The sequence below is a fragment of the Enterobacter sp. UPMP2052 genome (genome assembly GCF_053709675.1).
Genome location: NZ_JBSKJR010000001.1, coordinates 1411494 through 1438362, shown reverse-complemented (window position 1 = coordinate 1438362; position 26869 = coordinate 1411494). Strand labels below are relative to the sequence as shown.

Here is a 26869-nt window from a genome sequence, read left to right as displayed (position 1 = left end):
CTTTCCTTTTTAGAACGCCAGAACGGCTGGCGGGAACATAAACCGCGTATCACTAATCATTAGTGATTTCAGCGATTTTTGACAGGCGGATTCTGCCTGTAATTCACCAGAGCACATAAGAAAAAAATGTGATAAAACTTTCCAGACACAACGCAAACGATTTCACACCTCTTATTAGGGTCGACAGTAATGATCCCACAGATTTCTCAGGCACCCGGCGTCGTTCAGCTGGTGCTTAATTTTTTGCAGGCACTGGAGCAACAGGGTTTTACAGGTGATACCGCCACGAATTATGCCGACAGGCTGACGATGGCGACGGATAACAGTATCTACCAGCTTCTTCCTGATGCGGTCGTCTTTCCGCGTTCTACCGCCGATGTCGCGCTGATTGCACGCCTGGCGTCGCAGGAGCGGTTTCTCTCTCTGGTCTTCACCCCGCGCGGCGGCGGGACGGGCACCAACGGGCAGGCGCTGAACCAGGGCATTATCATTGATATGTCGCGCTATATGAACCGCATCATCGAAATTAACCCGGAAGAGGGGTGGGTGCGTGTCGAGGCGGGCGTCATTAAGGATCAGCTCAACCAGTACCTTAAACCTTTCGGCTACTTCTTTGCCCCTGAGCTCTCCACCAGTAACCGCGCGACCCTTGGCGGGATGATCAATACCGATGCGTCGGGGCAGGGGTCGCTGGTGTACGGCAAAACGTCCGATCACGTTATGGGCGTGCGCGCCGTGTTGCTCGGTGGCGATATCCTGGATACGCAGCCGCTGCCGGTTGAACTGGCCGAGACGCTGGGCAAAGAGAACACCGTCACCGGGCGCATCTACCGTACCGTGCTGGAACGCTGCCGCGACAATCGCCCGCTTATTCTTGATAGATTCCCGAAACTGAACCGCTTCCTGACGGGCTACGACCTGCGCCACGTTTTCAACGACGACATGACGCAGTTCGATCTGACCCGCATCCTGACCGGTTCGGAAGGGACGCTGGCCTTTATCACCGAGGCGCGCCTTGATATTACCCGGCTGCCGAAGGTGCGGCGGCTGGTGAACGTCAAATACAACTCCTTTGATTCCGCGCTGCGCAATGCGCCATTTATGGTTGAGGCGCGAGCGCTGTCGGTGGAAACCGTCGATTCCAAGGTATTAAATCTGGCCCGGGAAGATATCGTCTGGCACTCCGTCAGCGAGCTTATCACCGACGTGCCGGACAAAGAGATGCTTGGCCTGAACATTGTGGAGTTTGCCGGGGATGATGCCGCGCTGATTGACGGCCAGGTGGCGGCATTATGTCAGCGTCTGGATGAACTTATGGCGCGTGGCGAAGGCGGGATCATTGGCTGGCAGCTCTGTCAGGATCTCTCTGGCATCGAACGTATCTATGCGATGCGCAAAAAAGCCGTGGGGCTGCTTGGCAATGCCAAAGGGGCCGCCAAGCCGATCCCGTTTGCGGAAGATACCTGCGTTCCGCCGGAGCATCTGGCCGATTATATCGTTGAGTTCCGCGCACTGCTGGACAGCCACGGCCTGAGCTACGGCATGTTTGGGCATGTCGATGCCGGGGTTCTCCACGTTCGCCCGGCGCTGGACATGTGCGACCCGCAGCAGGAGATCCTGATGAAAGAGATCTCCGATGACGTGGTGGCCTTAACGGCGAAATACGGTGGATTGCTGTGGGGCGAGCACGGCAAGGGCTTTCGCGCCGAGTACAGCCCGGCGTTCTTCGGCGAGCAACTGTTCGGCGAGCTACGCAAGATCAAAGCCGCCTTCGACCCGGATAACCGCCTTAACCCCGGCAAGATTTGCCCGCCTGAGGGCGTGGATGCGCCGATGCTGCAGGTGGATGCGGTTAAGCGCGGCACCTATGACAGGCAGATCCCGATTGCGGTGCGCTCGTCCTGGCGCGGGGCGATGGAGTGTAACGGCAACGGGCTGTGCTTTAACTTTGACGTCAACAGCCCGATGTGCCCGTCGATGAAAATCACCAGCAACCGGATCCACTCTCCGAAAGGGCGTGCGACGCTGGTGCGTGAATGGCTGCGCCTGCTGGCCGATCGCGGAGTGGATCCGCTGAAGCTGGAGCAGGAGCTGCCGGAAAAAAGGGCCAGCCTGCGCTCGCTTATCGAACGCACCCGCAACAGCTGGCATGCGGACCGGGGCGAGTACGATTTCTCGCACGAAGTCAAAGAGGCAATGTCCGGCTGTCTGGCCTGCAAAGCCTGTTCCACCCAGTGCCCGATTAAAATTGACGTGCCGGATTTCCGCTCGCGCTTCCTGCAGCTTTACCACACGCGGTATCTGCGCCCGATGCGCGATCACCTGGTGGCAACGGTCGAAAGCTACGCTCCGCTGATGGCGCGCGCGCCTAAAACCTTCAACTTCTTTATTAACCAGCCGCTGGTGCGCAAACTTTCCGAAAAACATATCGGGATGGTGGATCTGCCGCTGCTGTCCACGCCGTCGCTGCAGCGCCAGCTGGTGGGGCACCGCTCGGCGAACATGACGCTGGAACAGCTTGAGGCGCTCAGCCCGGAGCAAAAATCCGGCACGGTGCTGGTGGTTCAGGATCCGTTCACCAGCTATTACGACGCCGAGGTCGTGGCCGACTTCGTGCGGCTGGCTGAAAAAATTGGCTATCAGCCGGTGGTGCTGCCGTTCTCACCGAACGGTAAGGCGCAGCACATCAAAGGTTTCCTGACGCGCTTTGCGAAAACCGCACAGAAAACGTCTGATTTTTTAAATCGCGTTGCGCAACTGGGTATCCCGATGGTCGGCGTCGATCCTGCGCTGGTGCTCTGCTATCGCGATGAATACAAGCAGATCCTCGGCGATAAACGCGGTGATTTTCACGTGATGCTGGTCCACGAGTGGCTGCCCGCCGCGCTGGATAAGACCGCGCAAACCGACGTCAGCGGCGAGTCGTGGTACCTGTTTGGCCACTGTACTGAAGTGACCGCTCTGCCCGGCGCGCCGGCGCAGTGGGCCTCCATTTTTGCGCGTTTTGGCGCGAAGCTTGAGAGCGTCAGCGTGGGCTGCTGCGGGATGGCAGGCACGTACGGCCATGAAATCAAAAACCACGCGAATTCGCTCGGCATCTATGAGCTGTCGTGGCACCAGGCGATGCAGCGTCTGCCGCGTAACCGCTGTCTGGCAACGGGCTATTCGTGCCGCAGCCAGGTAAAACGTATTGAGGGTAACGGGGTTCGCCATCCGCTACAGGCCTTACTGGAGATTATTGGATGATCTGGAAACGTGAAGTGACGCTTGAGACGCTCAACGCCATGGGTAACGGGAATATGGTGGGGCTGCTGGATATCCAGTTTATCCGCATTGGTGAGAATGAACTCGAGGCGACGATGCCGGTAGATCATCGCACGCATCAGCCGTTTGGCATGCTGCACGGCGGCGCATCCGTTGTGCTGGCCGAAACGCTGGGTTCGGTGGCTGGGTACCTGTGTACTTCCGGCGAGCAGAAGGTTGTCGGGCTGGAGGTGAATGCCAATCACATCCGCGCCGTGCGCAACGGTCGGGTGCGTGGCGTGTGCCGCGCGCTGCACGCCGGGAGCCGTCATCAGGTGTGGCAGATTGATATTCTGGACGAAGAATATCGCCTCTGTTGCTCGTCGAGGCTGACGACGGCGGTGGTGTAAAGTTTCCAGATGCTTTGCTTTTGGTCAAAAACTGGTCAGCATGTTGTGATATACTGGTCACGTTTTGTACATAAGTGAGGACATCATGGATTCTGAAATAACCCCAACCCAGCTGGCAATTGAATATTTACGTCGCGATTCGAGCAACCTGTCTCCGGCGCAGTACCTGAAAAAGCTGAAACAGCTTGAACTCGAATTTGCTGACCTGCTTGCACTCTCTTCAAATGAACTCAAAGAAGAGATCTATTTTGCCTGGCGGTTGGGCGTTCATGTCCACTAAGCACTGAAAAAAGGTCGCGCTTGCGGCCTTTTTTGTGCCTGTCATTCAGTATTTGGCCGGCAGTTTGTTGATGGTAATCAGCCTGCCTTCCTCCATTTCGATAAACCCGCCTGTTTTAAGATCCGCCAGAATACGCATCACGCCGCTTCGCGAAAGCTGGGTTTTGTCGCGGATGTAGCGTTCTGCCGTGACTGCGGAACGGTAGCTCTCATCTTCTTCCATCAGCCGGAGCAGCTGCTGGCGGATCATCTCATACGCCGTTGGGGCTCCCTGAGGCATGACGGCGTTATACAGCCGGTTATACATGAACATCAGGTGGCTGGAGAGCAAACCCCAGAGCGCATTCTCTTCGATGATGTGGTTAACCTGAGCCGTAGTCAGCACCCCGATCAGGCAGGGCGTGACGGTTTTAAGGTAGTCATCAAAAAAAATGTCCGTCAGGTTAGCGACGCCAAACAGGGCAGGGCTGCTGGCCGTTGAGAGCATCAGCGTGTCGCTTCTGCGGTAGATTGCAACCGTCCCTTCAAGGATCAAATAACACATCCCTTCACCGTTGACCTGCAGGTCTAGCTGTTCGCCGCGGCCTGTTGTGCGCGTGACGCACGAGGGACGTAAGAAGGCGATCAGCTCTTTAGCGTAGGGCGAACCTCTGGGAGGTTTTTCAGACGAGGACATAACGGATAACCTTATACATGGATTATCTCATTATAGTGCGAACCGCAGGGTCATTACCCGGTTTAAAGGGTTACCGATCAATATTTTCGCGGTAAATGATGAAGCTCAAGCAGTATCCCACGCTCCATGGTGATGTACTTTCCGGTACGCAGTTCGGCAAGAATACGCATGATGCCGCTGCGCGATAAATAGGTCCGGCTTTTAATATACGCCGCTGCGGTGGTATTCAACCGGATGGCTTCCGGCTCCTGCATCAGTTCGACAAGCTGGAAGCGGATGATGTCATAGGCCGACATCTGCGAGATTTGCGCGCAGTGCTCATAGACGCGGGAGGCGGTGTAGATCAGCAGTTTTGAGAAATGCTCCCACAGATCCTCACGGGCAACGACGTTATTAAAAACCTCCAGCGGAACGCGCGCAATTTCGGATGTCTCGTTCGCCCTGACATATAAATGCTCAGAAGAGAACTGGCTGCTCACGCCGAGAATAAACGGCGCGGATTCAGAATTTAAAACAATCCCGTCACCGCGACGGTACAGGGCCACGCCGCCTTGCAGCAGCAGGAAGCACTGGCGGATCTCTTTATCATAATACTGAACGACTTCACCCCGGGCGAGAACCATGCGTTGTGCAGCAGGCAGAACATGTTTAATGAGCGTTTCAATGTGCCTGTAAGGTTTTAATTCAAGTACCGTTGATATTCCGCTGTCATGGGCGGCGGACAGACGCGTATTCATTTAAGACCTCAACTGAGAAGCGTGAAGATTTTTTGATCACCTGCGAATTATCTTAAAAAATGAGACAGGAGTGAATATGTTACCCGAGTCCAAAAGTAGACCGAAGGACGTTGCGGGAATAACGTACTGAAAGTATTACTAACGGGGAAAGAGTCTAAAAATAGACTCGTGAAATTTTGAATAATATCCGCGACATAGGCAGTGTTAATTTGTGGTTAAAATAGAGTCTACAGCTAGACCTCAAATCGATTGTATTCAACATTAAGTTTCTCTAAATTTTATACAGCGGTCAGAAAATGCACATTGCATATCGCCAGATAAAAAGAGTTGCTGCCGATTCTTTTTACGGCTTCCTGCTGCCTGAATGTCGATAATAAATAAAGTTACACGGGATGATGATGATGAAAAAAATGATGGTAATGGCTGCCCTCGCAGCAAGTTCTGCCCTGACGGCAACAACGGTATTCGCTGCAGCAGGGACGGTAAATTTCGCGGGTAATATTCTGGATTCCGCCTGTGACGTGGATGTTGCATCACAAAACCAGGTTGTCGTACTGGGCGATTATTATAAAACAGAGTTTACCGCCACCGGCGCAAGAACGGCCGCAACGAAATTTAATATCGTTCTGAAAAATTGCCCGGTCACGGTGACCAGCGCAAAAGTGCGTTTTGACGGTACGCCGGATATCAGCAATTCAAACCTGCTGACTATTGATTCCTCAGTAGCGGGTGCAGCCACCGGGATTGCAATTAACCTGATGACAGCAGATAAAGCAGACCTGCCTCTGCACGGTACCAACGGTTATACCTATATGCTGAGCAGCACTGCGGATAATACGTTGGATTTCTATGCTCAGTATATCTCAACTGCAGCGACGGTGGTCGCGGGTCCGGCTAACTCTGTGGCTAACTTCTCTGTGGTTTACAACTGATATACGAGCACAGCGTTATTACGCTTACGTCTCGATGGGGGGCATATTGCCCCCTTGTTTCAAACAGGTAGAAAAATGAAAGTTATTGGCAAAATGATTCTGATATCGGCCGCTGCTCTGGGCATAACGGACGCGTACGCCGGTGTGATTATCGGCGGAACGCGCGTTATTTTTGACGGGGCTAAAAAAGAGGCCTCCATTAACGTTAATAACCCTGACAGTTCGCCTTATCTGATTCAGTCCTGGGTGGATATGCCACAAGGGGAGAATAATAAAGCGCCGTTTGTAATTACGCCTCCGCTTTATCGTCTGGAGGGTGGGCAGCAAAACGTTGAACGCATCGTGCTGACCGGCGCACTGCCCCAGAATAAAGAGAGTTTGTTCTGGCTCAATATAAAAGCCATTCCCTCATCGGCAGCCCAAACCAATGCCCTGCAAATTGCCGTGAAAACACGCATAAAGCTGATTTATCGTCCGGCTAATTTGAAAGGCTCCAGCCCGGAAGAACAGGCGAACCAGTTAAAATGGCAGCGCAGGGGCAATACTCTGGAAGTATCGAACCCGACGCAATACGTCATCAATTTTAATGAAATTAGCCTGGGTGGAAAGAAAGTGGAAGACGTGACGTTTGTTCTGCCAGGTTCGGTCACCCGCTTTGCTATTCCGCAAGGGGCTAATGGCAGTGCAATGACATTTAAAATCATCAATGACTACGGCAGCCCTGGAATAACCCATCAGGTTAACGCGTCATTATAAAGTAAAGGTCTCTCCTGAAAAGATCAGGGAAAAGAAATGGCAACGAAAAAGAATAAAATGTGGCCCGCGCGTCAGGCGTTATATTTTGTCGTTGCGTTTTTCAACGTCGCGCAGTCAGTTTACGCCCGTGAAACATTCAACCCCGAGCTGGTGGAGCTGGATAACCCGGATATGGGCAAAGCGGATTTGTCCGCGTTTGAAACAGGCGGCCAGGCGCCGGGCCAGTACCGCGTTGACATTATTCTCGACGGCCAGCTTGTAGAGACCAAAGACGTGCAGTTTATTGCAGGGAAAGCCGCGGACGCACCCTTGCAGCCCTGTCTGAGCCTTGAGCGGCTAAAGGCGTGGGGTGTAAAAACCGCGCTGTTCCCCGCGTTGTCGCAAGACAGCGCGGACTGCGTCAACCTGGAGGCGATCCCGCAGGCCAGCGCACGGTTTGAGTTTGCGGCGCAGCGGCTCATCATCAGTATTCCGCAGGCTGCGATCGCTATGCCCGCACGCGGCTATGTCTCGCCCGACCGCTGGGACGACGGGATCACCGCTGCCATGCTGAATTACAGCATTAGCGGGGCAAAAGGCTGGGCCAGGCAACATACCGGAACGGACGCCAGCAGCCAGTACATTAACCTGCGTCCGGGGCTTAACGTCGGACCGTGGCGTCTGCGAAATTACAGCACCTGGTCGCGAGACGCGTCAGGGCAGAGCAGCACGGATACGGTTTATACCTATGTTCAGCGCGCCATTATCCCCCTGAAAGCGCAGCTCACGTTAGGCGACAGCGCGTCCCCCTCGGATGTGTTTGACAGTCTGCCGTTTCGCGGCGGCCAGTTGGCCTCGGATGACGATATGCTGCCGGATTCGCAGAAAGGGTACGCCCCGGTGGTCAGAGGGATTGCCCGCACCAATGCCCAGGTAGTTGTGCGCCAGAACGGCTATCAGATTTACCAGACCTACGTGGCGCCCGGGGCCTTTGCGATTACCGATATGTACCCCACCGGCGGCGCGGGGGATCTTGACGTCACCATAGTGGAAAGTGACGGGAGCGAGCAGCACTTTACGCTGCCGTTTGCTTCTCTGCCGGTTTTGCAGCGGGAAGGGCGACTGAAATACGCGCTCACCGCCGGACAGTACCGCTCGTATGACCGCAGCGTAGAAAACACGCCGTTTGGCGTAGTGACGGCCATATATGGTTTGCCGCAGGGATACACCCTTTACGGCGGCCTGCAGGCATGCGCTAAGTATCAGGCCCTGTCGCTGGGCGTCGGAAAAAATATGGGCGGCCTCGGTGCCGTGTCTGTGGACGTGACGCGGAGCGAATCATCGCCTCAGGGCGAGGGCCAGGCTCACGGCGAGTCCCTGCGGGCGCGATACGCTAAAAACATGGTCAGCACTGGCACCCATTTTTCAATTGCGGGCTACCGCTATGCCACCCGCGGCTATTACGGCATGCAGGAGACTCTGGATACGTATGGCGATAACCGCATCGTTCAGGAGCGGCGTCGCAACCGGGCGGAGTTGACGATGAGTCAGTCGCTCGGCGGAAACCGTGGGTCGCTGATGCTGAGCGCGGCGCGGGAAGATTACTGGAATTCCGGACGAACCATGGCGTCCTACAGCCTTGGGTATAACAACTACTGGCGGCATGTCAGCTTCGGGTTGACGTGGACGTACAGCAGAAACGGCACCCCCGACGCCAGTGGCAGCCAAAAGCGGTATGAAAAAGATCAGCTTCTGGCCCTGAACATCAGCGTCCCGCTTGATACGTTCCTGCCGCAGACGTGGGCCAGTGAAGGGATGAACGTCAGTAAACATAATGGCACGACGCACAACGTCGGCCTGAACGGTGTGGCACTGGACAATCAGGCCTTGAGCTGGAACCTGCAGCAGGGCTATGGCACCCGTGGCGCAGGCAACTCCGGCACCCTGAGCGGCGATTATAAAGGTGCTTACGGCGATGCGAGCCTGGGATACGGCTACGACAAACAGAGCGCCCGCCTCAACTATGGCCTGCAGGGCGGGATCCTTCTGCATGAGAATGGCCTGACGCTCACGCAGCCGCTTGGCGAGACCAACTCACTGGTTAAAGCGCCGGGCGCGCATGATGTTGCTATCCGCAACCAGCCGGGCGTCAAAACTGACTTTCGCGGCTATACGGTGGTCAGCAATCTGTCGGTATACCGTCAAAACGACATTACCCTCGCGCCCGAAAGCCTGCCTGACGACGTCGAGCTGGAGCTGACCACCCAGACGGTGACGCCAACCCGTGGCGCGGTAGTGCGATCGGACTACAGGGCGAAAATTGGCCGCCGCGCCCTGATAACCTTGCTTTACCGGGGGCGTGCCGTGCCTTTTGGTGCCATCGTCACCCTGGCGCGCACGGAGAGCGACAGCGTGATTGTGGGCGACAGAGGGCAGGCGTACCTCTCCGGCCTGGAGGATCGGGGAACGCTCGACGTGAAGTGGGGGCCTGGCCCGGACCAGCAGTGCCGCGCCGCGTTCGCACTTGCGAACCAGCCTTCTCCGGCGGGCATGACCGAACTGACAATTAACTGCCTTTAGGGTTTAACCGATGCGATTACCGATCTTCATTTTTATGCTTTGTCTCGCGTTAAGCGCACCTGTCGCGGTCGCCGGCACCTGCACGACGATCACGCCCCTGGAGTCGACGCTCTCGGTAGGGACGTTGTCAGTGCAGCGCGATGTCGCGGTGGGGACGGTTATCTTTTCCCGCGCGGCCACCACGACGAAATCGTATTTAAGTGGCTGCAGCAACCCGTTAATGCTGGGGTTCAGCCTGCGCTATCTGAATGCTGTGCCGAGCACCCTGGGCAATCATATCTACGATACCAATATCCCGGGAATTGGTATCCGCTTCTCTTCGGGCCCGCATTTCGACAACCCGATGAACACCTTTTCGTATAACGCGCAGACATCTTACGTGGAATGGTGGGGCGGGAAAATTGAACTGATTGTCACCGGGCCAGTGACTTCTGGCTCGCTGACGCCGGGCGTTGTCGGCGTCGTCGCCGTGCAGGACGCTGACGGCGTTTTTCGCGACGGCCTGACCACGCGTATTACCGACGGAACCGTTAACGTCGTGGCCTGCACGATCCTCACGCCGCAACTGACCTTTCCGATAGGCGATATCTCCGCCGCGACGTTTGGCTCAACGGTGGGTACTACCCCTTCGGGCGCGCAAAACACCCAAAACCTTGGGCTGAATTGCGATGCGGGTGCCAACGTGACGGCGACCTTAAGCGGCATTCAGAACCCCGATGTGGCGAATAACAGCGTGCTGGCCTTAACCGGACAGGGTAACACCGGTACGGCAAAAGGCGTCGGCGTACAGCTGTTATATAACGGCACGCCGCTGACGTTGAATAACCGTCTGGTGATGAAGTCCGCTGCGGGTGGGCAGGAGACGTTTCCGTTGACCGCGCGCTATTATCAGACGCTGCCGGCCGTGGAGGCGGGCTCCGCGAATGCATCCGCCACGCTTAATCTCACCTACCAGTAGCGGGAGCCTGTGAAGATGAAAATCAAAGTGCTGCTGTTGGCGAGCCTGCTGAGCACCAGTGCAGAGGCTGCGGATGGTGTGAACCTGAACGTCACGGGAAATATTGTCGCGTCACCCTGCGTGTTTAACGCAGGCAATGACAATCTCGATATCAACCTTGGCGATCATCAGGCTACAAACATGGCTACCCCGGGCGCGTCTACCGATCCGGTTTCGTTTAACCTGGCCTTTACCCTGTGTCCGGCGGGCACGCGGAGCGTAACGGTGCTCTTCACCGGGACGCCTGATCCCGACGCTGGGCCGGAGTATTACAAGAACAGCGGCACGGCGACGCATGTGGCTATTGCCATGTCCGAGGCGAGCAGCGGGACGTTAAAGGGGAGCGGGTCAACAATTACGCGGGCGATCGGCGCAGACAGAACGGTCACGCTGCCCATGCAGGCCGTGGTCACATCGGTCGACGGCAGGGCAACGCCCGGATCGCTGAGCGCGGTGGTGGTCCTCACCATGCAGTACAACTGAACGGTATGAGCGTAAAGAGAGAAAAATGATCAATATCGTAATAAAAGAATCTAATGCCTTATTCCGCTGCGGACTCACCGCGTTTTTTAGCGATTTCTTTTGGCGCGAACGCGGGCAGACTATCGGCTTTAATTTTACCTTTACACCTGAAAGCGTGAAAAACGCCGATATCATCGTGCTGTCGTTATGCCCAGGGGAGTGCTTTAGCTGTTTGCCGGAACTGCATGCGCGACAGAAGGGGATAATCATTGGCTTTGTCGATGATGACCGGCGCGCCTGCGCATTGGGCTCCTGTTTTGAGGATATTATTTTTATCTCCCGACGCGCATCGCTTGCCAGAATGCGCCAGGAACTCTGCCGTCTGTGGCATAACCTCCAGCGCCCTGAATATCATCAGCAGGCTGTATCATGTTTTGATTGCCAGCAAAAATACCTCTCACCCCAGCAAATCCGCATTATGATTGGCTTGCATAAAGGTATGACGGTGCTGCAGATAGCCAATAAATTACGTATTAGCGGCAAAACCGTGTTTACGCACAAATATATGGCGATGCAGAAATTCAATTTGCGGAGTGATTATGAGTTAGTGCTGTGGATGAACCGGCTGGCAGAAAAAAATAACTGGCCTGCCGTATTTCGCGACGAACTGAGTCATTAATCGTAAAAAGCAGAAGAGGAAAAGGGCGTGTCATTCTGGATAAAATGACACGCCGGCATAAATGAGGGAAAGATGTTAAAGATCGTCCATGGTGTAGCCCACCACAATTTCCAGCGTTTTGCGGATTACGTCTGCCTGGACCACATCGTGCGTGGTTTCCAGCGTCTGGATGAGCCACAGAATAATGGCTTTATTGGTCAGATGGCCTTCCGAGGCCAAAACACAACGGACTGCAGTAGAAAAAACAGCGGACTCTTCAGCAAAACGCTCGCCTGCGTGACGGAAATACTCCGATAACGCGCTATCTAAAAAGGCGGAATGGTATTCGGGTTGAAGCTGAATATTTTGTCTCATTTGTTCTCACCGTAGCTGTTAAGTTGTAGTCAATGTATTTTCTTTGGATCGGACGGTTTTCCATTACCAAATAAAGGCACTACATTGTCTCTGTTATATTTCAGAGATCCCTCTCTGTTAGATCGTCCTTGAGCGGCTCTGCGACGCATAAACGGGATTGTGGTTTCACCCATTTCGGCAATCACCTTCGCGAGTGTCTCCCGCCGCTGGGGATTCTTTTCATGTGCTTTCATACGTTGCAGACGCTGAAGCAGCGCTTCGGTTGTAACTGGCCCCCGCTCTTTCAGTAGAGAAAGAACGGCTTCACCGATAAGCTGGTCGATCAGTTTGTCTACATCACTGCTGTTCATTATCGTTCAAAGAGCAGTCCAAGCAGCATGTGATAGTGCTGTTCCTCTTCCGGGCCGGAGGCCCTTTCAAGGCGACTTAATAATTTGGTGCAGAGCGATTTGCGATTCAAATTCCGCCCGTCGCTCAGGATCTCAACAACCACCTGGCCCAGCGTCTCTTGCTGAGTGGGAAGCGCGGCTTTTTCGAAGTACTGCGCAATCGCGGCTGCTGAGTCAGCGACGTAACCGTTCTGTTGCATGTTTCGCTCCTGTAAAATTCCGTAATCAGTAACGTTACAAATAAGGTATACACATTTTTTAAATCTGTACATGGAAAATGTACAGTTTTTTAAATATTTTGTAGCGTTTATAACAAATATTGTTATTTAACATGTGGTTATGTGAAGTTAATTTTATGCGACTGTGTCAGGATATATTGTACAATGCGCGTTCTGAATGCTGTGTTGTACAGGATGCTTGCGGGGTGTGCGATCGCATGTAACTTATTGAGATGTAGATTATTTGTTAGCGAATTAATGTGCTATAACAGAACCCTACCCACAATGATTTGTGGCCGACCCTTTTAACCCCGGAACGAGCATGCTAACAACCATCATTTACCGCAGTCACATCTGCGAGGACGTTCCAGTAAAAGCACTGGAAGACATGGTAGGGGTTGCAAACAGGAAGAACCAACACGCGGACGTAACCGGAATTTTGCTGTTCAATGGAACGCATTTTTTCCAGTTACTCGAGGGACCCGAAGCGAGCGTTTTGGCAATCTATCAGAATATTTGCCGCGATCCGCGACATCACAATCTGGTGGAGCTGCTTTGCGACCATGGGCCTTCACGCCGGTTTGGTAACGTCGGGATGGAGCTTTTCGACCTGCGTAAATATGACAGGGACGAGGTTCTCCAGCAGGTGCTGGACAAAGGCACCACCAAGTACCAGATGACATACAACGACCGCGCGCTGCAATTCTTCCGCACGTTCGTTGAGGCTACGGAAAAAGCCAACTACTTTGAACTTCCCTCTGCGGATGCCTGGGATTTTGTTCAGGAAGAAACCGCGTTATCCGCACAGCCTGCTGTGGTGCCGAAGGGCGCAGACTGTAGCTTCGCGTTTCAGCCTATCGTTGACCCGTTTATGCAGCAGGTGGTCTCGTGGGAAGCGCTTGTCCGTACGGTGGATGGCGGATCGCCAGCGGACTATTTTTCATCACTCACGGGCAATGCCATCTATGAAGCCGACCTGAAAAGTAAGCAGGTCGCGCTTTCCATGGCCTGCGCGCTGGGGCTTCAGACCCAGACGCTGTCCCTCAATCTGCTGCCGATGACGCTGGTTAATGCGCCGAATGCGGTGGACTTTTTGCTCACGGCAATCGAAGCGAACGGCTTTGTACCGGAGCAAATCGTGGTGGAATTCACTGAAAGCGAAGCCATTTCACGCTTTGAGGAATTTAATCACGCCGTGAGACAGCTTAAAAGCGCCGGTATCAGCGTGACAATCGATCACTTTGGTGCCGGATTTGCCGGGTTGCAGCTTCTGGCTCAGTTTCAGCCGGACAGAATCAAGATAAACCGCGATCTGGTGGCGAACGTTCACAAAAGCGGGCCGCGTCAGGCGATTATCCAGGCGATCATTAAGTGCTGCGCTTCGCTTGAAATCCAGTTTTGTGCCGTAGGCGTTGAGCTGGCTGAAGAGTGGATGTGGCTGGAATCGGCTGGCATTTCTCAGTTCCAGGGGCATCTTTTTGCCAGCCCACGGTTGGGCGGCGTTCCAGCCATCGCCTGGCCTGAGAAAAAGTTCGAAATTTAATCAGGTTGTACACTATGACTCACGCATAGCTGTACGAACGATCAAATTTATACAACAATACATTAACGAGTGGATGGTTTGTACACCATCCACTTGTTCCAGGATGAGGAGTTAGTTATACAAATGCGTTGTACAATCTGATAAGGTAAGACGAGTTAGGTATGGAAGTATTGAGCGTGAGGGAGTTTATGGCCTATTACAGTATCGGCGAAGTCGCCGAACGATGCGGTATTAACCCCGTTACGCTGCGTGCCTGGCAGCGCCGTTATGGATTGTTAAAGCCACAGCGCAGCGAAGGGGGTCATCGGCAGTTTGACGATGAAGATATCCTGCGTATCGAAGAGATCAAGCGCCTGATGAAAAGCGGCGTGTCGGTCGGTAAAGTTAAAGCGTTACTTGAAAACAAAGAAGTATTGACCCAAAGCAGTTGGGTGGTGCTTCAGGAAGAGATGTTAACCGTTCTGCGCTACGCGAACCCAACAAAGCTGCGCGCCAAGATCAGCGAGTTTCGTCGCGACTACGCGATGGATGTGCTGATCGACATGATTATCACTCCCGTACGTCAAAAAATGAATCAGGACCAGAATACGGTGCGTCACATGGCGAGCCTGCTCGACGGCGTACTGATTGAATTTGCCATCACAAGCCTGGTTGAATCGCGCAAGAAAGTCGGCAAAGACGCGCTGCTGATTGGCTGGGAGTGTGATGACCGAACCCATCTCTGGCTCGAAGCTGCACGCCTGGCGTGGAAAGGATGGCATATTGACGTCCTGGCTGAACCCATTGATTCCCCGCGCCCCGAGCTTTTCCCGGGACAAAAAATCTTCGTCTGGACGGGAAAAACGCCTACGGCACGCCAGCAGGAACAGCTGGATCACTGGCGGGAACAGGGTTTTGCCGTGTCATTCCACGGGGCAGAATAATCGGTATAACGCGGCCACGCGATAATAATGTGATTGACGATGAGAACCCCGCCGATGCGGGGTTTATGCTTTCTGGTGAGACGATGTTTTCACGGATGAATTCCATTCATGATCCGTTGTAATGTGGTTCAGTTATTATCTCGTGCAGCGACGGATTGAATTTTCCATACACCATTCTCCTTAACCATACAGTCGATAACCGTGTGGGGATTTTTTTTGCCGTAAGTGATGCTGACGTTAACGCAAACCGGATCGGCATCATAAGAAGCTATCGACACATTTTGCGCCCAGTCGTCACCGATATATTGCGATTTGGTGAAAAAATCTGCGTCATAATATTCTTCATCGGCGTAGCGCGGATCCTGCGCATGACGCAATTTCTGCATAGTGCTTGCGGTGACGTAGGTATCAATGCGTCCGCTATCACTAATGGGAAAGTGGTCGTCATTAATCTGGTTCACGTACCAGCGATTAAATTCAAGCGCTCGCTGCATGGGAATTTGCATATCATCCGCTGCTGATGCGGTGGCGCTGAGGATGAGAAGAACGGCTACTTTTTTCATTTTAATAATGCCTGTAAAGCGTCACGGCAGGCTGTAACGTTCTGTACCGTGGTCCTGGATATAAGCTGTTTTGTCTGAAATCGGAATACCACGTTCCTGCGCCGTCGTATATGCATGCATGACCATATTCACCTGGGCCCGGCAGTGCATCAATGACTGCTACATCTCCAGCAACGGGGGTCCCGTACACTTTAACAAACCCTGCGTTTTCGAGCGACCGCCAGAAGTCTTTAGCATTAGCGCCTTCGATTTTTACGCCGCCAGCTCGAATGGCGGCAGCGACGGCACGCGCGCAATAATGGCCGGTATGAGCCTGAGCCTGAGCGTGGGTGTGGGCATAAGAAACGGCTTCTGATTTATTCCATGACATAAATTTTCCCTTTGTATGAACAATTAACAGGGAAACATTACGCCGAATATATTGAGCAAGATGTAAATAATGACGAAGCGATATTAACCAAAATAGATCGCATCCATGCTTAAACAAGGGTAAATAACCTCACTCAATACCTTTCGCGATTAAGCCTGTTCTTCGCAGGGATAAACGCTTTCCACACCCAGACTTTGAGAAATAGGGGTGATGTTTCACGAACCTTGCCGTTAACACTACGTCAGGCAATCAGCGCATAACCCAGCGGCAGGTTCCTGCAGAAACCCCTTAACGGCAACTCTTTGATTTAGCGTAAATTGCTAAAAACCGCAGAAACCAGAAAATCTATCTTAATAATAGGCATTTCCGATGCATATTTTACTTTTGCCGATTTTAATTCTCTCTTATTGAAAAATACGCCATTTATCAATGCATTGAACAATTCAAACCCTCCCTCCTGCAACCTGCTACAGGGTCTATGCTTAAGGAAAGTCGCCAAAAAGGGCGATTAAGCCGAAAGCCCCTGCTCGCAAGGGGTTGAAGTGATAATCGTTATCACTAACATGGTGTTATGCCCTGGTGGCTTATTAGATGAGGTGGACCTATGGAACTGCATTCAGAAACCTTCAATCCTGCCGATTTTGCCTGGCGTGGGCTAACGCTTACGCCCGCCGCTGCAGCCCACATCCATGAACTGGTGGCGAAGAAGCCCGAGATACTGGGCGTGCGTTTAGGCGTAAAACAAACAGGCTGCGCAGGCTTCGGCTATGTGCTGGATACCGTCACAGAACCTGCGAAAGATGACCTGGTGTTTGAAACTGACGGCGCGAAGCTCTACGTCGCGCTGCAGGCGATGCCCTTTATCGACGGCACCGAGGTTGACTATGTTCGTGAAGGTTTAAATCAGCTGTTTAAATTTCATAACCCGAAAGCCCAGAACGAATGTGGCTGCGGCGAAAGCTTTGGGGTATAGGCGGTACTATGTCTCGTAATACTGAAGCAACGAGTGATGTTAACACCTGGAGTGGCGGGCACCTCAACTATAAAGAGGGGTTCTTCACGCAGTTGCAGACCGATGAGCTGGCGAAAGGCATCAACGAAGAGGTTGTGCGTGCCATTTCGGCCAAGCGTAATGAGCCGGAGTGGATGCTCGAATTCCGCCTGAGCGCGTTTCGCGCCTGGCTGGAAATGGAGGAGCCGCACTGGCTGAAAGCGCACTACGATAAGCTGAACTATCAGGATTACAGCTACTACTCCGCGCCGTCCTGCGGCAGCTGTGATGACACCTGCGCCTCTCAGCCTGGCGCGGTCCAGCAAACCGGCGCTGACAATGGCTTCCTCAGTAAAGAGGTAGAAGACGCCTTCAACCAGCTCGGGGTACCGGTACGCGAAGGCAAAGAGGTGGCGGTGGACGCCATCTTTGACTCCGTCTCCGTCGCGACGACCTACCGTGAAAAACTGGGCGAACAGGGGATCATCTTCTGCTCGTTCGGTGAAGCGATCCACGATCACCCTGAGCTGGTGAAAAAGTACATCGGTACCGTGGTGCCGAGTAACGACAACTTCTTTGCGGCCCTGAACGCCGCGGTGGCTTCCGACGGTACCTTTATTTACGTGCCGAAAGGGGTGCGCTGCCCGATGGAGCTGTCGACCTATTTCCGTATCAACGCAGAGAAAACCGGTCAGTTCGAACGAACTATCCTGGTCGCCGATGAAGGCAGTTACGTCAGCTATATCGAAGGGTGCTCAGCGCCAGTGCGTGACAGCTACCAGCTTCATGCTGCGGTTGTGGAAGTGATCATCCACAAAGACGCGGAAGTGAAATACTCCACGGTGCAAAACTGGTTCCCGGGGGAAGGCAATACCGGTGGCATTCTGAACTTCGTCACCAAGCGCGCGCTGTGCGAAGGTGAGAACAGCAAAATGTCCTGGACCCAGTCGGAAACCGGCTCGGCCATCACCTGGAAATACCCAAGCTGCATTTTGCGCGGGGACAACTCCATCGGCGAGTTCTACTCGGTGGCGCTCACCAGCGGTCATCAGCAGGCGGATACCGGCACCAAGATGATCCATATCGGCAAAAACACCAAATCGACGATCATCTCGAAAGGCATCTCTGCCGGGCACAGCCAGAACAGCTATCGCGGGCTGGTGAAAATCATGCCGACGGCGACCAACGCCCGTAATTTTACCCAGTGTGACTCAATGCTGATCGGTGCCGACTGCGGGGCACACACCTTCCCGTACGTCGAGTGCCGGAACAACAGCGCACAGCTTGAGCACGAGGCGACAACCTCGCGCATTGGGGAAGATCAGCTCTTCTACTGCCTGCAGCGTGGGATCAGCGAAGAAGATGCCATTTCGATGATTGTGAACGGCTTCTGCAAGGATGTGTTCTCTGAACTGCCACTGGAATTTGCCGTTGAAGCCCAGAAACTCCTCGCCATTAGTCTTGAACACAGCGTCGGTTAAGGAAAGCACATGTTAAGCATTAAAGATTTACAGGTCAGTGTGGAAGATAAAGAGATCCTCCGCGGTCTCAACTTTAACGTCAAACCGGGCGAAGTCCACGCCATCATGGGGCCAAACGGCTCCGGGAAAAGTACGCTTTCTGCGACGCTGGCAGGACGAGAAGATTACGAAGTCACCCACGGCGCGGTTGAGTTTAACGGCAAAGATCTTCTGGAGATGTCGCCGGAAGAGCGGGCGGGCGAGGGCATTTTTATGGCCTTCCAGTATCCGGTGGAAATCCCCGGCGTCAGCAACCAGTTCTTCCTGCAAACCGCGCTCAACGCGGTACGCAAGTATCGCGGCCTCGACGCGCTGGACCGCTTTGACTTCCAGGATCTAATGGAAGAGAAGATCAAGCTGCTAAAGATGCCGGAAGACCTGCTGACCCGCTCGGTCAACGTCGGCTTCTCCGGCGGTGAGAAAAAGCGTAACGATATCCTGCAGATGGCGGTGCTCGAACCGGAACTTTGCATTCTGGATGAGACCGACTCCGGCCTGGATATCGATGCCCTGAAAATTGTGGCGGACGGGGTTAACTCCCTGCGCGATGGCAACCGCTCGTTCATCATCGTGACCCACTACCAGCGCATTCTTGACTACATCAAACCGGATTTTGTGCACGTGCTCTATCAGGGACGTATTGTGAAATCCGGCGATTTTACGCTGGTCAAACAACTGGAGGAGCAAGGTTATGGCTGGCTTACCGAACAGCAGTAATGTTCTCCAGCAGTGGCACCGCCTGTTTGAAGCGCAGGGCAATACCCGGTCTGAACAGGCTGAGCACCATTTGCAGCAGCTGCTGCGCCTCGGCCTGCCGACGCGTAAGCAGGAGAACTGGAAATACACCCCGCTCGATGGTCTGCTGAAGGGCGAATTTGTCACGCGCCTGGCGGACGTTAACCCGGCGCAGCGCGATGCGCTGGCGCTCACCCTGGATGCGGTGCGTCTGGTCTTTGTTGACGGGCAGTTCCGGCCTGAACTGAGCGACAGCACCCAGGAGAGCGGATTTGAGGTGGCGATCAATAACGATAGGCAGAACCTGCATGCGCCCGTGCAGCCTGAGGTTTTCCTGCACCTGACCGAAAGCCTGGCGCAGAGCGTGACGCATATTTCCGTCAGGCGTAACCAGCGCCCTGACAAACCGCTACTGCTGATGCACATCACCCAGGGGCTGGACGGCGATGAGATCAACACGGCGCACTATCGTCACCACGTTGAGCTGGCGGAAGGGGCGGAGGCGACGGTCATCGAGCATTATGTCAGCCTGAACGATACCCGCCATTTCACCGGGGCGCGCCTGACCATGAACGTGGCCGCGAACGCCCAGCTTCACCACATCAAGCTGGCGTTTGAAAACCCGGTGAGCCATCACTTTGCTCATAACGACATTGCGCTGGGGCCAGACGGCGCGGCCGACAGCCACAGCTTCCTGCTCGGCGGCGCGGTGCTGAGACACAACACCAGCACGCAGCTTAACGGTGAAAACACCACCCTGCGCATCAACAGCCTGGCGATGCCGGTGAAATCAGAAGTGTGCGACACGCGTACCTGGCTTGAGCACAACAAAGGCTACTGTAACAGCCGCCAGCTGCATAAAACCATCGTCAGCGATAAAGGGCGTGCGGTGTTTAACGGCCTGATCAATGTGGCGCAGCATGCGATCAAGACCGACGGGCAGATGACCAACAACAACCTGCTGATGGGCCGTCTGGCGGAGGTGGATACCAAGCCGCAGCTGGAGATCTACGCCGATGACGTCAAATGCAGCCACGGCGCAACGGTCGGGCGGATTGACGACGAGCAGATGTTCTATCTGCGCTCGCGCGGCATTGACCAGCAGGCCGCGCAGAAGATGATTATCTATGCCTTTGCCGCGGAGCTGACGGAAGCCCTGCGCGACGGCATACTCAAACAGCAGGTCCTGACTCGTATTGGCCAGCGTCTGCCTGGAGGCGAGGCATGAGTTTTCCCGTAGAAAAAATCCGGGCTGATTTCCCGGTCCTGACCCGTGAAGTCAACGGTCTGCCGCTGGCCTATCTCGACAGCGCGGCCAGTGCCCAGAAGCCCAATCAGGTCATTGACGCTGAAGCCGGGTTCTACCGCCACGGCTATGCCGCCGTGCATCGTGGCATTCACACGCTTAGCGCCGAAGCCACTCAAAGCATGGAAAACGTGCGTACTCAGGCCGCTGCGTTCCTCAACGCCCGCTCGCCGGAAGAGCTGGTCTTTGTGCGCGGCACCACCGAAGGGATCAACCTGGTGGCTAACAGCTGGGGCAGCGCGCAGGTGCACGCGGGTGATAACATCATCATCACACGGATGGAGCACCATGCCAATATCGTGCCGTGGCAGATGCTCTGCGAGCGCGTCGGTGCAGAGCTGCGCGTGGTCCCGTTGCATGACGATGGCACGCTCCAGCTGGCGCAGCTCGACGCGCTGCTGGACGAGCGCACGCGGCTGGTGGCGGTGACGCAGGTCTCTAACGTGCTGGGCACCGAGAACCCGGTAGCGGAGATCGTTGCGAAGGCGCATCAGGTGGGCGCGAAGGTGCTGATAGATGGTGCTCAGGCGGTGATGCACCACGCGGTGGATGTGCAGGCGCTGGATTGCGATTTCTACGTCTTCTCCGCCCATAAGCTTTACGGGCCTACCGGTATTGGCGTGCTGTACGTCAAAGAAAATATTTTGCAAGCTATGCCGCCGTGGGAAGGGGGCGGGTCGATGATCGCCACCGTCAGCCTGACGCAGGGCACCACCTACGCCCGTGCGCCGTGGCGCTTTGAGGCGGGGACGCCCAACACCGGCGGGATTATCGGCCTGGGGGCGGCGTTATCTTACGTCTCGGCCATCGGCCTTGAGGCAATTCATGAATACGAACAGCTGCTGATGCATTATGCGTTACAGGAGCTTGCCAGCGTGCCGGACCTGACGTTATACGGCCCAGCCAACCGCCAGGGCGTTATCGCCTTTAATCTGGGGAAACACCACGCCTATGATGTGGGGAGCTTCCTTGATAATTACGGCGTGGCGGTACGTACCGGACATCACTGCGCCATGCCGCTGATGGAGTGGTACCAGGTGCCGGCAATGTGCCGGGCATCGCTGGTGATGTATAACACGATGGAAGAGGTCGACAGACTGGTGGCTGGGCTGAAGCGCATTCATCAGCTGCTGGGTTAACAAAGAGGCGAAACATGGCAGAACTGCCGGATAAAGAAAAACTGCTGCGTAACTTCGGGCGTTGCGCAAACTGGGAAGAGAAGTATCTCTATATTATTGAGCTGGGACAGCGTTTGCCGCCGCTCGGCGAAGAGGCCCACAACCCGGATAATATTATTCAGGGCTGTCAGAGCCAGGTGTGGATTGTGATGCACCAGAATAGCGACGGCGTTATTGAGCTACAGGGTGACAGCGATGCCGCCATTGTAAAAGGGCTTATCGCCGTCGTGTTTATTCTCTATCACCAGATGTCTCCTCAGGATATCGTCGCCTTTGACGTGCGCCCGTGGTTTGAAAAAATGGCGCTCACGCAGCATCTCACCCCGTCACGCTCCCAGGGTCTGGAAGCGATGATCCGCGCCATCCGCGCTAAAGCCGCAATCATTAGCTAGACTTACAGGACAGCATTCATTCTGTTTCGCGAGGTGGTTCCCGCCTCGCTGGTTTTTCAGCTTTCTGGCGTTCTGTCAGTGAATAAGGAATCTCAGCATGAAGCGCGCGTCTTTCATTACTCTTATACTTTTAGGTTCGCTCGGTGCCCTTAATACGGCCCGTGCGGTGGATTACCCTTTGCCGCCCGTCGGCAGCAGGCTTATTGGCCAAAATCAAACGTACACCATTCAGGAGGGCGATAATAAACTGCAGGACATTGCGCGACGGTTTAACACCGCCGCACAGCTGATCCTTGAGACCAATAATACCATTGCACCGGTGAACCCCGCGCCGGGCACGGTCATCACTATACCGTCTCAAATGCTGCTACCGGACACCCCGCGCGAGGGGATTGTGGTGAACCTGGCAGAGCTGCGGCTCTATTACTTCCCGCCGGATGAAAACAGGGTAGAGGTCTATCCGCTTGGCATCGGCCAGCTGGGGCTGGAAACGCCGGTCAGTACCACGCGCGTGAGCCAGAAAATCCCCAATCCTACCTGGACGCCAACGGCGGGCATCAGAGCACGCTCACTGGCGCAGGGCATTAAACTGCCGCCTGTCGTACCCGCAGGGCCAAATAACCCGCTAGGACGCTTTGCACTGCGTTTAGGCATCGGTAACGGTGAATATCTCATCCACGGTACCAGCGCACCAGATAGCGTCGGTCTGCGCGTCAGTTCCGGCTGTATGCGCATGAATGCCCCGGATATTAAAGCGCTGTTCGAACAGGTGCGCGTCGGCACGCGGGTCCAGATTATCAACGAGCCGGTCAAATTCGCCGTGGAGCCAGACGGCAGGCGTTACATCGAGGTTCACCGTCCGCTGGCGCAGCAGGAAGGGGAGAACCCGCAAACCGTAGCGATAAGCCACTCAGCGGATTTTGCGACCTTTGTGGCGCAGGCGGGCAATGATAAAGCGCTTATTGATAAAGCGTTGTCACGCCGGGCCGGGATACCGGTTGCCGTGTCAACGGCGAGCGGCACGTCCGCGAGCACAAACGTGTTATCGGTGCAAAATAGCCGGGGGTCAGATGCGGTTGCAGAGCGCGAGGCAGAGAAGGTGACGCAGTAGTCTGGAAAAGGCAAAAAAAATGGCGCACAATGTGCGCCATTTTATTAACAGGTACTATTACTTACGGTATTTAGTAGCCTGGTTGTCCAGACGCTGGTTAGCGCGAGCTGCGTCGTCTTTAGCAGCCTGAACGTCAGAACGCATTGCGTTCACGTCGTTGCTCAGCTGGTCAACTTTAGCGTTCAGAGTCTGAACGTCAGAAGACAGCTGATCGATTTTAGCGTTGCTGGAGCAACCTGCCAGCAGAGTAGAACCCAGGATTACCGCGCCCAGTACCAGTTTAGTACGATTCATTATTAATACCCTCTAGATTGAGTTAATCTCCATGTAGCGTTACAAGTATTACACAAACTTTTTTAGGTTGAGAATATTTTTTTGTTGGGAATGCGCCTATTTTTGATCGTTCGCTCAAAGAAGCATCGTATTTGGCATTTTTGTCGAAAAAGCTATGTTAAAAAAGGCATTTTTCATCGGATTCATCTTAGATAATTGGCGATTAAATAGAAAAACCCGATTTGCTTTTTGATTAGACAGGGCTAAAGACAGGAATAAAAAAAGCGCCCCGTGGGGCGCTTTAATCAAAATTAATTCGTTCGGGAATTATTACAGCACGTGAACAGATGCGGTGTTAGTGGTGCCCGCTGGGACCAGCGCACCAGAAACCATTACCACAACGTCGCCTTTCTGTGCCAGACCGCTTTGCAGCGCCAGTTCTTTACCCTGGATGTAGAAATCGTCAGTTGATGCGATTTCTTCCACCAGATGCGCCACAACGCCTTTGCTCAGCACCAGCTGACGCGCAGTCGTTTCGTTAGTGGTCAGCGCCAGGATGGTGGCGTCCGGGAAGTATTTACGCACTGCACGAGCAGATTTACCGCCCTGGGTTGCCACAACGATCAGCGGCGCGTCCAGTTTTTCGGCGGTTTCTACCGCACCGCGGCACACTGCTTCGGTGATGCGCAGTTTACGGCTGTCGTTGTTGAAGTCCAGACGGCTGGTCATCACGCGGTCAGTACGCTCGCAGATGGTCGCCATGATGCTAACGGCTTCCAGCGGGTATTTACCTTTTGCAGACTCACCGGACAGCATGACTGCGTCGGTACCGTCGAGGATGGCGTTCGCCACGTCGCCTGCTTCTGCGCGGGTAGGGCGTGGGTTTTTGATCATGGAGTCCAGCATCTGCGTCGCGGTGATAACCACTTTGCGCGCGCGAACGCATTTCTCGATCATCATCTTCTGCGCGAAGATAACTTCTTCAACCGGGATTTCAACGCCCAGGTCACCACGTGCAACCATGATGCCGTCAGACGCTTCGAGGATTTCGTCGAAGTTGTTCAGGCCTTCCTGGTTTTCAATTTTGGAGATGATTTGAATCTTCTCGCCGCCGTGCGCTTTCAGGTGCTCACGGATTTCCACCACGTCGGAACGCTTACGGATAAAGGACGCTGCCACGAAGTCAACGCCTTGCTCGCAGCCGAAGATCAGGTCTTGCTTGTCTTTTTCAGCCAGTGCTGGCAGCGCGATGGAAACGCCCGGCAGGTTAACGCCTTTGTTTTCGCCCAGGTCGCCGTTGTTCAGCACTTTACAGATAACTTTATTACCTTCGATAGCGGTCACTTCCATGCCGATCAGGCCGTCGTCCACCAGAACGGTGTTGCCAACGGACAGATCGCTGGTGAAGCCTTCATAGGTTACCGCAACGGTTTCGCTGTTGCCGACAACGGACTTGTCGGTGGTGAAGGTGAAGGTCTGACCCGCTTTCAGGGAAACGTCGTTACCGCCTTCCAGCTTGATGGTACGGATTTCAGGACCTTTGGTGTCCAGCAGGATCGCGGCTTTTTTGCCGGTCTTGCTCATCACGTTGCGCAAGTTCTGGATACGCTGACCGTGCTCAGCATAGTCACCGTGAGAGAAGTTCAGACGCATAACGTTCATGCCGGCGTCCAGCATTTTGCTCAGCATCTCTTCAGATTCGGTTTTTGGGCCGATGGTGCAAACAATTTTCGTCTTTTTCATGACAGTCTTAGTCTTTAAGTTGGGAAGGATATGGAAATCTCGCTCCGGGGGCGCACCGCCGCGGAGTCAAACCTGTGTTGCAAAAGAGTATATGACACGCACTAAGGATAGGAGACATCAAATGAGCGTGCAGAAGAAAGTGTGCCTGTGTGACAGCCCAACGGGAGAGAGGAAAAGTTGTACGTGGTTTTTTGTCTTCCAAGCGCTGAAACCATTCACCAGGGATTTGGCGCGCATTATACGCTGAAAGGGAGGCAAAAGGAAAATGGAAACAGCGTTTCAAAAACAATCTGTGCAGTTTCACATAAGATTGTTATCAATGCGTTAAGGTGAAATGACATCTTATGGCGGCAGGTGCAACACCTGCCGCGTATTGCTTAAAGAGTCAGCGCCTGGTCGAGGTCGGCGATCAAATCCTGCGCGTCCTCTATCCCCACCGACAGGCGGATAAGCTGCGGCACGATACCGTTAGCCAGACGCTGATCAAGAGGAATGGAGGCGTGCGTCATGCTGTAGGGCTGGCTGACCAGACTCTCCACGCCGCCCAAACTTTCGGCAAGCGTAAACAGTTTCAGTTTGCGGATGACCTCTGTCGCGCGTTGCGCATCGCCTTTAACCACCAGCGAAATCATGCCGCCGGGCAGCGCCATCTGGCGACGGGCAAGTTCATACTGCGGGTGTGACGCCAGCCCCGGGTAAAATACGCTCTCAACCTGCGATTGCTGCTCAAGCCATTGGGCCACGGCCAGCGCGTTGATTGAGTGGCGCTCGACGCGCAGCGAAAGGGTACGGATGCCGCGCAGGGTCAGGAAACTGCTGAACGGATCCAGAACGCCGCCAACGGCGTTTTGCAGGAAGCCCAGCTGTTCGGCCAGCGCCGGGTTATCGCCCACCACCGCCAGCCCGGCCACCACGTCCGAATGGCCGTTAAGATATTTGGTGGCGGAGTGCACCACGATATCAAATCCGGACGCCAGCGGACGGTGGATCACCGGTGAGGCAAAGGTGTTATCCGCCACGCTGATAACGCCATGACGACGCGCAATGTCCGCTATCGCTGCCAGATCGGCCAGCTTTAACAGCGGATTGGTCGGTGTTTCTACCCAGACCATGCGCGTCTGGGGTCGGATCGCGGCTTCGATAGCCGCCAGGTCGCCGGGTTTCACCCAGCTCACCTGCAGCCCGGCGCTGCGCTTGCGCACGTTTTCTATCAGACGCCAGGTGCCGCCGTAAACGTCATCAATGGCGACGATATGGCTGTCTTTATCCAGAAGCTCAAGCACGGTCGAAATCGCCGCGAGGCCGGACGCAAACGCGTAGCCCCGCGAACCGCCTTCAAGCCCGGCAATCGCGGTTTCCAGCGCGTGGCGGGTCGGGTTACCGCTGCGGGAATATTCATAGCCTGTGTGCTCGCCCGGCGACGGTTGCGCAAACGTGGACGTGGCGTAAATCGGCGGCATGACCGCGCCGTGCTCGTCGCGAAACTCGCCGCTGTGAACGCTGAGGGTGGCCAGATTTTTCATCGTTTAT

Annotated in this window: 29 protein-coding genes; 18 read left to right on the top strand and 11 right to left on the bottom strand. The window is 54.5% G+C overall.

The window, feature by feature from the left end:
* Positions 1-189 precede the first annotated feature (189 nt).
* From ydiJ to ACWKX3_RS06665, 3 genes are all read left to right on the top strand, one after another.
* Positions 190-3246, top strand: a complete 3057-nt coding sequence (gene ydiJ, locus ACWKX3_RS06675) for a D-2-hydroxyglutarate dehydrogenase YdiJ (protein ID WP_454541490.1) — start codon at positions 190-192, stop codon at positions 3244-3246.
* Complete coding sequence (menI, locus tag ACWKX3_RS06670; RefSeq protein ID WP_454541489.1) at positions 3243-3653, top strand: 1,4-dihydroxy-2-naphthoyl-CoA hydrolase; 411 nt, start codon at positions 3243-3245, stop codon at positions 3651-3653. The genes ydiJ and menI overlap by 4 nt, the downstream gene beginning before the upstream one ends.
* Positions 3654-3738: 85 nt before the next feature.
* Complete coding sequence (locus ACWKX3_RS06665; protein ID WP_042319632.1) at positions 3739-3933, top strand: YdiH family protein; 195 nt, start codon at positions 3739-3741, stop codon at positions 3931-3933.
* Between the two features lie 45 nt (positions 3934-3978).
* Here ACWKX3_RS06665 and ACWKX3_RS06660 read toward each other — a convergent pair whose 3' ends face one another.
* Together ACWKX3_RS06660 and ACWKX3_RS06655 are read right to left on the bottom strand one after the other, a co-directional pair.
* Entirely contained in the window at positions 3979-4608 is a 630-nt protein-coding gene (locus tag ACWKX3_RS06660) for a helix-turn-helix domain-containing protein (protein WP_006174886.1), read from the bottom strand.
* A 77-nt stretch (positions 4609-4685) separates the two neighbouring features.
* Entirely contained in the window at positions 4686-5345 is a 660-nt protein-coding gene (locus ACWKX3_RS06655; protein WP_006174887.1) for a helix-turn-helix domain-containing protein, read from the bottom strand.
* 401 nt (positions 5346-5746) lie between these two features.
* Between ACWKX3_RS06655 and ACWKX3_RS06650 the strand changes: the two genes are divergently transcribed.
* From ACWKX3_RS06650 to ACWKX3_RS06625, 6 genes are all read left to right on the top strand, one after another.
* Positions 5747-6277 (top strand): fimbrial protein, encoded by a 531-nt coding sequence (locus tag ACWKX3_RS06650; protein ID WP_454541690.1) that lies wholly within the window; start codon positions 5747-5749, stop codon positions 6275-6277.
* Positions 6278-6352: 75 nt separating this feature from the next.
* Positions 6353-7033, top strand: coding sequence for a fimbrial biogenesis chaperone (locus ACWKX3_RS06645; protein WP_058608965.1), 681 nt, complete (start codon positions 6353-6355; stop codon positions 7031-7033).
* 36 nt (positions 7034-7069) lie between these two features.
* Entirely contained in the window at positions 7070-9592 is a 2523-nt protein-coding gene (locus ACWKX3_RS06640; protein WP_454541488.1) for a fimbria/pilus outer membrane usher protein, read from the top strand.
* Positions 9593-9602: 10 nt separating this feature from the next.
* Positions 9603-10550, top strand: coding sequence for a fimbrial protein (locus ACWKX3_RS06635; protein ID WP_058608963.1), 948 nt, complete (start codon positions 9603-9605; stop codon positions 10548-10550).
* A gap of 15 nt (positions 10551-10565) precedes the next feature.
* Positions 10566-11072 (top strand): fimbrial protein, encoded by a 507-nt coding sequence (locus tag ACWKX3_RS06630; RefSeq protein WP_400403542.1) that lies wholly within the window; start codon positions 10566-10568, stop codon positions 11070-11072.
* 25 nt (positions 11073-11097) lie between these two features.
* Positions 11098-11730, top strand: coding sequence for a helix-turn-helix transcriptional regulator (locus tag ACWKX3_RS06625; protein WP_454541487.1), 633 nt, complete (start codon positions 11098-11100; stop codon positions 11728-11730).
* 75 nt (positions 11731-11805) lie between these two features.
* Here the strand turns inward: ACWKX3_RS06625 and ACWKX3_RS06620 are convergent, their stop codons facing one another.
* From ACWKX3_RS06620 to ycgZ, 3 genes are read right to left on the bottom strand one after another with little or no spacing between them, the layout of a single operon-like run.
* Complete coding sequence (locus ACWKX3_RS06620) at positions 11806-12084, bottom strand: biofilm/acid-resistance regulator YmgB/AriR (RefSeq protein WP_006174895.1); 279 nt, start codon at positions 12082-12084, stop codon at positions 11806-11808.
* A gap of 29 nt (positions 12085-12113) precedes the next feature.
* Positions 12114-12434 (bottom strand): hypothetical protein, encoded by a 321-nt coding sequence (locus ACWKX3_RS06615; RefSeq protein WP_454541486.1) that lies wholly within the window; start codon positions 12432-12434, stop codon positions 12114-12116.
* Entirely contained in the window at positions 12434-12673 is a 240-nt protein-coding gene (ycgZ, locus tag ACWKX3_RS06610; protein WP_042319640.1) for a regulatory protein YcgZ, read from the bottom strand. The genes ACWKX3_RS06615 and ycgZ overlap by 1 nt, the downstream gene beginning before the upstream one ends.
* 340 nt (positions 12674-13013) lie before the next feature.
* Between ycgZ and ACWKX3_RS06605 the strand changes: the two genes are divergently transcribed.
* Positions 13014-14234: a diguanylate phosphodiesterase gene (locus ACWKX3_RS06605; RefSeq protein WP_088207437.1), complete on the top strand. Its 1221-nt coding sequence runs from the start codon at positions 13014-13016 to the stop codon at positions 14232-14234.
* A 188-nt stretch (positions 14235-14422) separates the two neighbouring features.
* Entirely contained in the window at positions 14423-15157 is a 735-nt protein-coding gene (locus ACWKX3_RS06600) for a MerR family transcriptional regulator (RefSeq protein ID WP_454541689.1), read from the top strand.
* Between the two features lie 128 nt (positions 15158-15285).
* Here ACWKX3_RS06600 and ACWKX3_RS06595 read toward each other — a convergent pair whose 3' ends face one another.
* The gene (locus ACWKX3_RS06595) at positions 15286-15720 is read right to left on the bottom strand and encodes a DUF3828 domain-containing protein (protein ID WP_088207436.1); all 435 of its coding nucleotides are present in this window, start codon (positions 15718-15720) and stop codon (positions 15286-15288) included.
* Position 15721: 1 nt separating this feature from the next.
* Positions 15722-16090: a CHAP domain-containing protein gene (locus ACWKX3_RS06590; RefSeq protein WP_454541485.1), complete on the bottom strand. Its 369-nt coding sequence runs from the start codon at positions 16088-16090 to the stop codon at positions 15722-15724.
* Positions 16091-16694: 604 nt separating this feature from the next.
* Here ACWKX3_RS06590 and sufA point away from each other — a divergent pair.
* From sufA to ldtE, 7 genes are all read left to right on the top strand, one after another.
* Positions 16695-17063, top strand: coding sequence for a Fe-S cluster assembly scaffold SufA (gene sufA / locus ACWKX3_RS06585; RefSeq protein WP_006174903.1), 369 nt, complete (start codon positions 16695-16697; stop codon positions 17061-17063).
* 8 nt (positions 17064-17071) lie between these two features.
* Positions 17072-18562: a Fe-S cluster assembly protein SufB gene (gene sufB / locus ACWKX3_RS06580; protein WP_454541484.1), complete on the top strand. Its 1491-nt coding sequence runs from the start codon at positions 17072-17074 to the stop codon at positions 18560-18562.
* Between the two features lie 9 nt (positions 18563-18571).
* Positions 18572-19318 (top strand): Fe-S cluster assembly ATPase SufC, encoded by a 747-nt coding sequence (gene sufC, locus ACWKX3_RS06575; protein WP_006174905.1) that lies wholly within the window; start codon positions 18572-18574, stop codon positions 19316-19318.
* Positions 19293-20564 (top strand): Fe-S cluster assembly protein SufD, encoded by a 1272-nt coding sequence (gene sufD / locus ACWKX3_RS06570; RefSeq protein ID WP_153681553.1) that lies wholly within the window; start codon positions 19293-19295, stop codon positions 20562-20564. The genes sufC and sufD overlap by 26 nt, the downstream gene beginning before the upstream one ends.
* On the top strand, positions 20561-21781 hold the full coding sequence (gene sufS, locus ACWKX3_RS06565) for a cysteine desulfurase SufS (protein WP_454541483.1): 1221 nt from the start codon (positions 20561-20563) through the stop codon (positions 21779-21781). The genes sufD and sufS overlap by 4 nt, the downstream gene beginning before the upstream one ends.
* 14 nt (positions 21782-21795) lie before the next feature.
* Entirely contained in the window at positions 21796-22212 is a 417-nt protein-coding gene (gene sufE, locus ACWKX3_RS06560; RefSeq protein ID WP_006174908.1) for a cysteine desulfuration protein SufE, read from the top strand.
* 97 nt (positions 22213-22309) lie between these two features.
* A complete protein-coding gene (ldtE, locus tag ACWKX3_RS06555) occupies positions 22310-23323 on the top strand; it encodes a L,D-transpeptidase LdtE (protein WP_454541482.1) in 1014 nt (337 codons plus the stop codon).
* Positions 23324-23380: 57 nt separating this feature from the next.
* Here ldtE and lpp read toward each other — a convergent pair whose 3' ends face one another.
* From lpp to ACWKX3_RS06535, 4 genes are all read right to left on the bottom strand, one after another.
* Positions 23381-23617 carry a murein lipoprotein Lpp gene (gene lpp, locus ACWKX3_RS06550; protein ID WP_001082307.1) on the bottom strand — a complete coding sequence of 79 codons (237 nt, stop codon included), beginning with the start codon at positions 23615-23617 and terminating at the stop codon, positions 23381-23383.
* A gap of 309 nt (positions 23618-23926) precedes the next feature.
* Positions 23927-25339: a pyruvate kinase PykF gene (gene pykF / locus ACWKX3_RS06545; RefSeq protein WP_006174910.1), complete on the bottom strand. Its 1413-nt coding sequence runs from the start codon at positions 25337-25339 to the stop codon at positions 23927-23929.
* A 7-nt stretch (positions 25340-25346) separates the two neighbouring features.
* Positions 25347-25643, bottom strand: coding sequence for a protein YnhH (gene ynhH / locus ACWKX3_RS06540; RefSeq protein WP_420026201.1), 297 nt, complete (start codon positions 25641-25643; stop codon positions 25347-25349).
* 73 nt (positions 25644-25716) lie between these two features.
* Positions 25717-26862 carry a trans-sulfuration enzyme family protein gene (locus tag ACWKX3_RS06535; protein WP_454541481.1) on the bottom strand — a complete coding sequence of 382 codons (1146 nt, stop codon included), beginning with the start codon at positions 26860-26862 and terminating at the stop codon, positions 25717-25719.
* Positions 26863-26869: the final 7 nt, after the last annotated feature.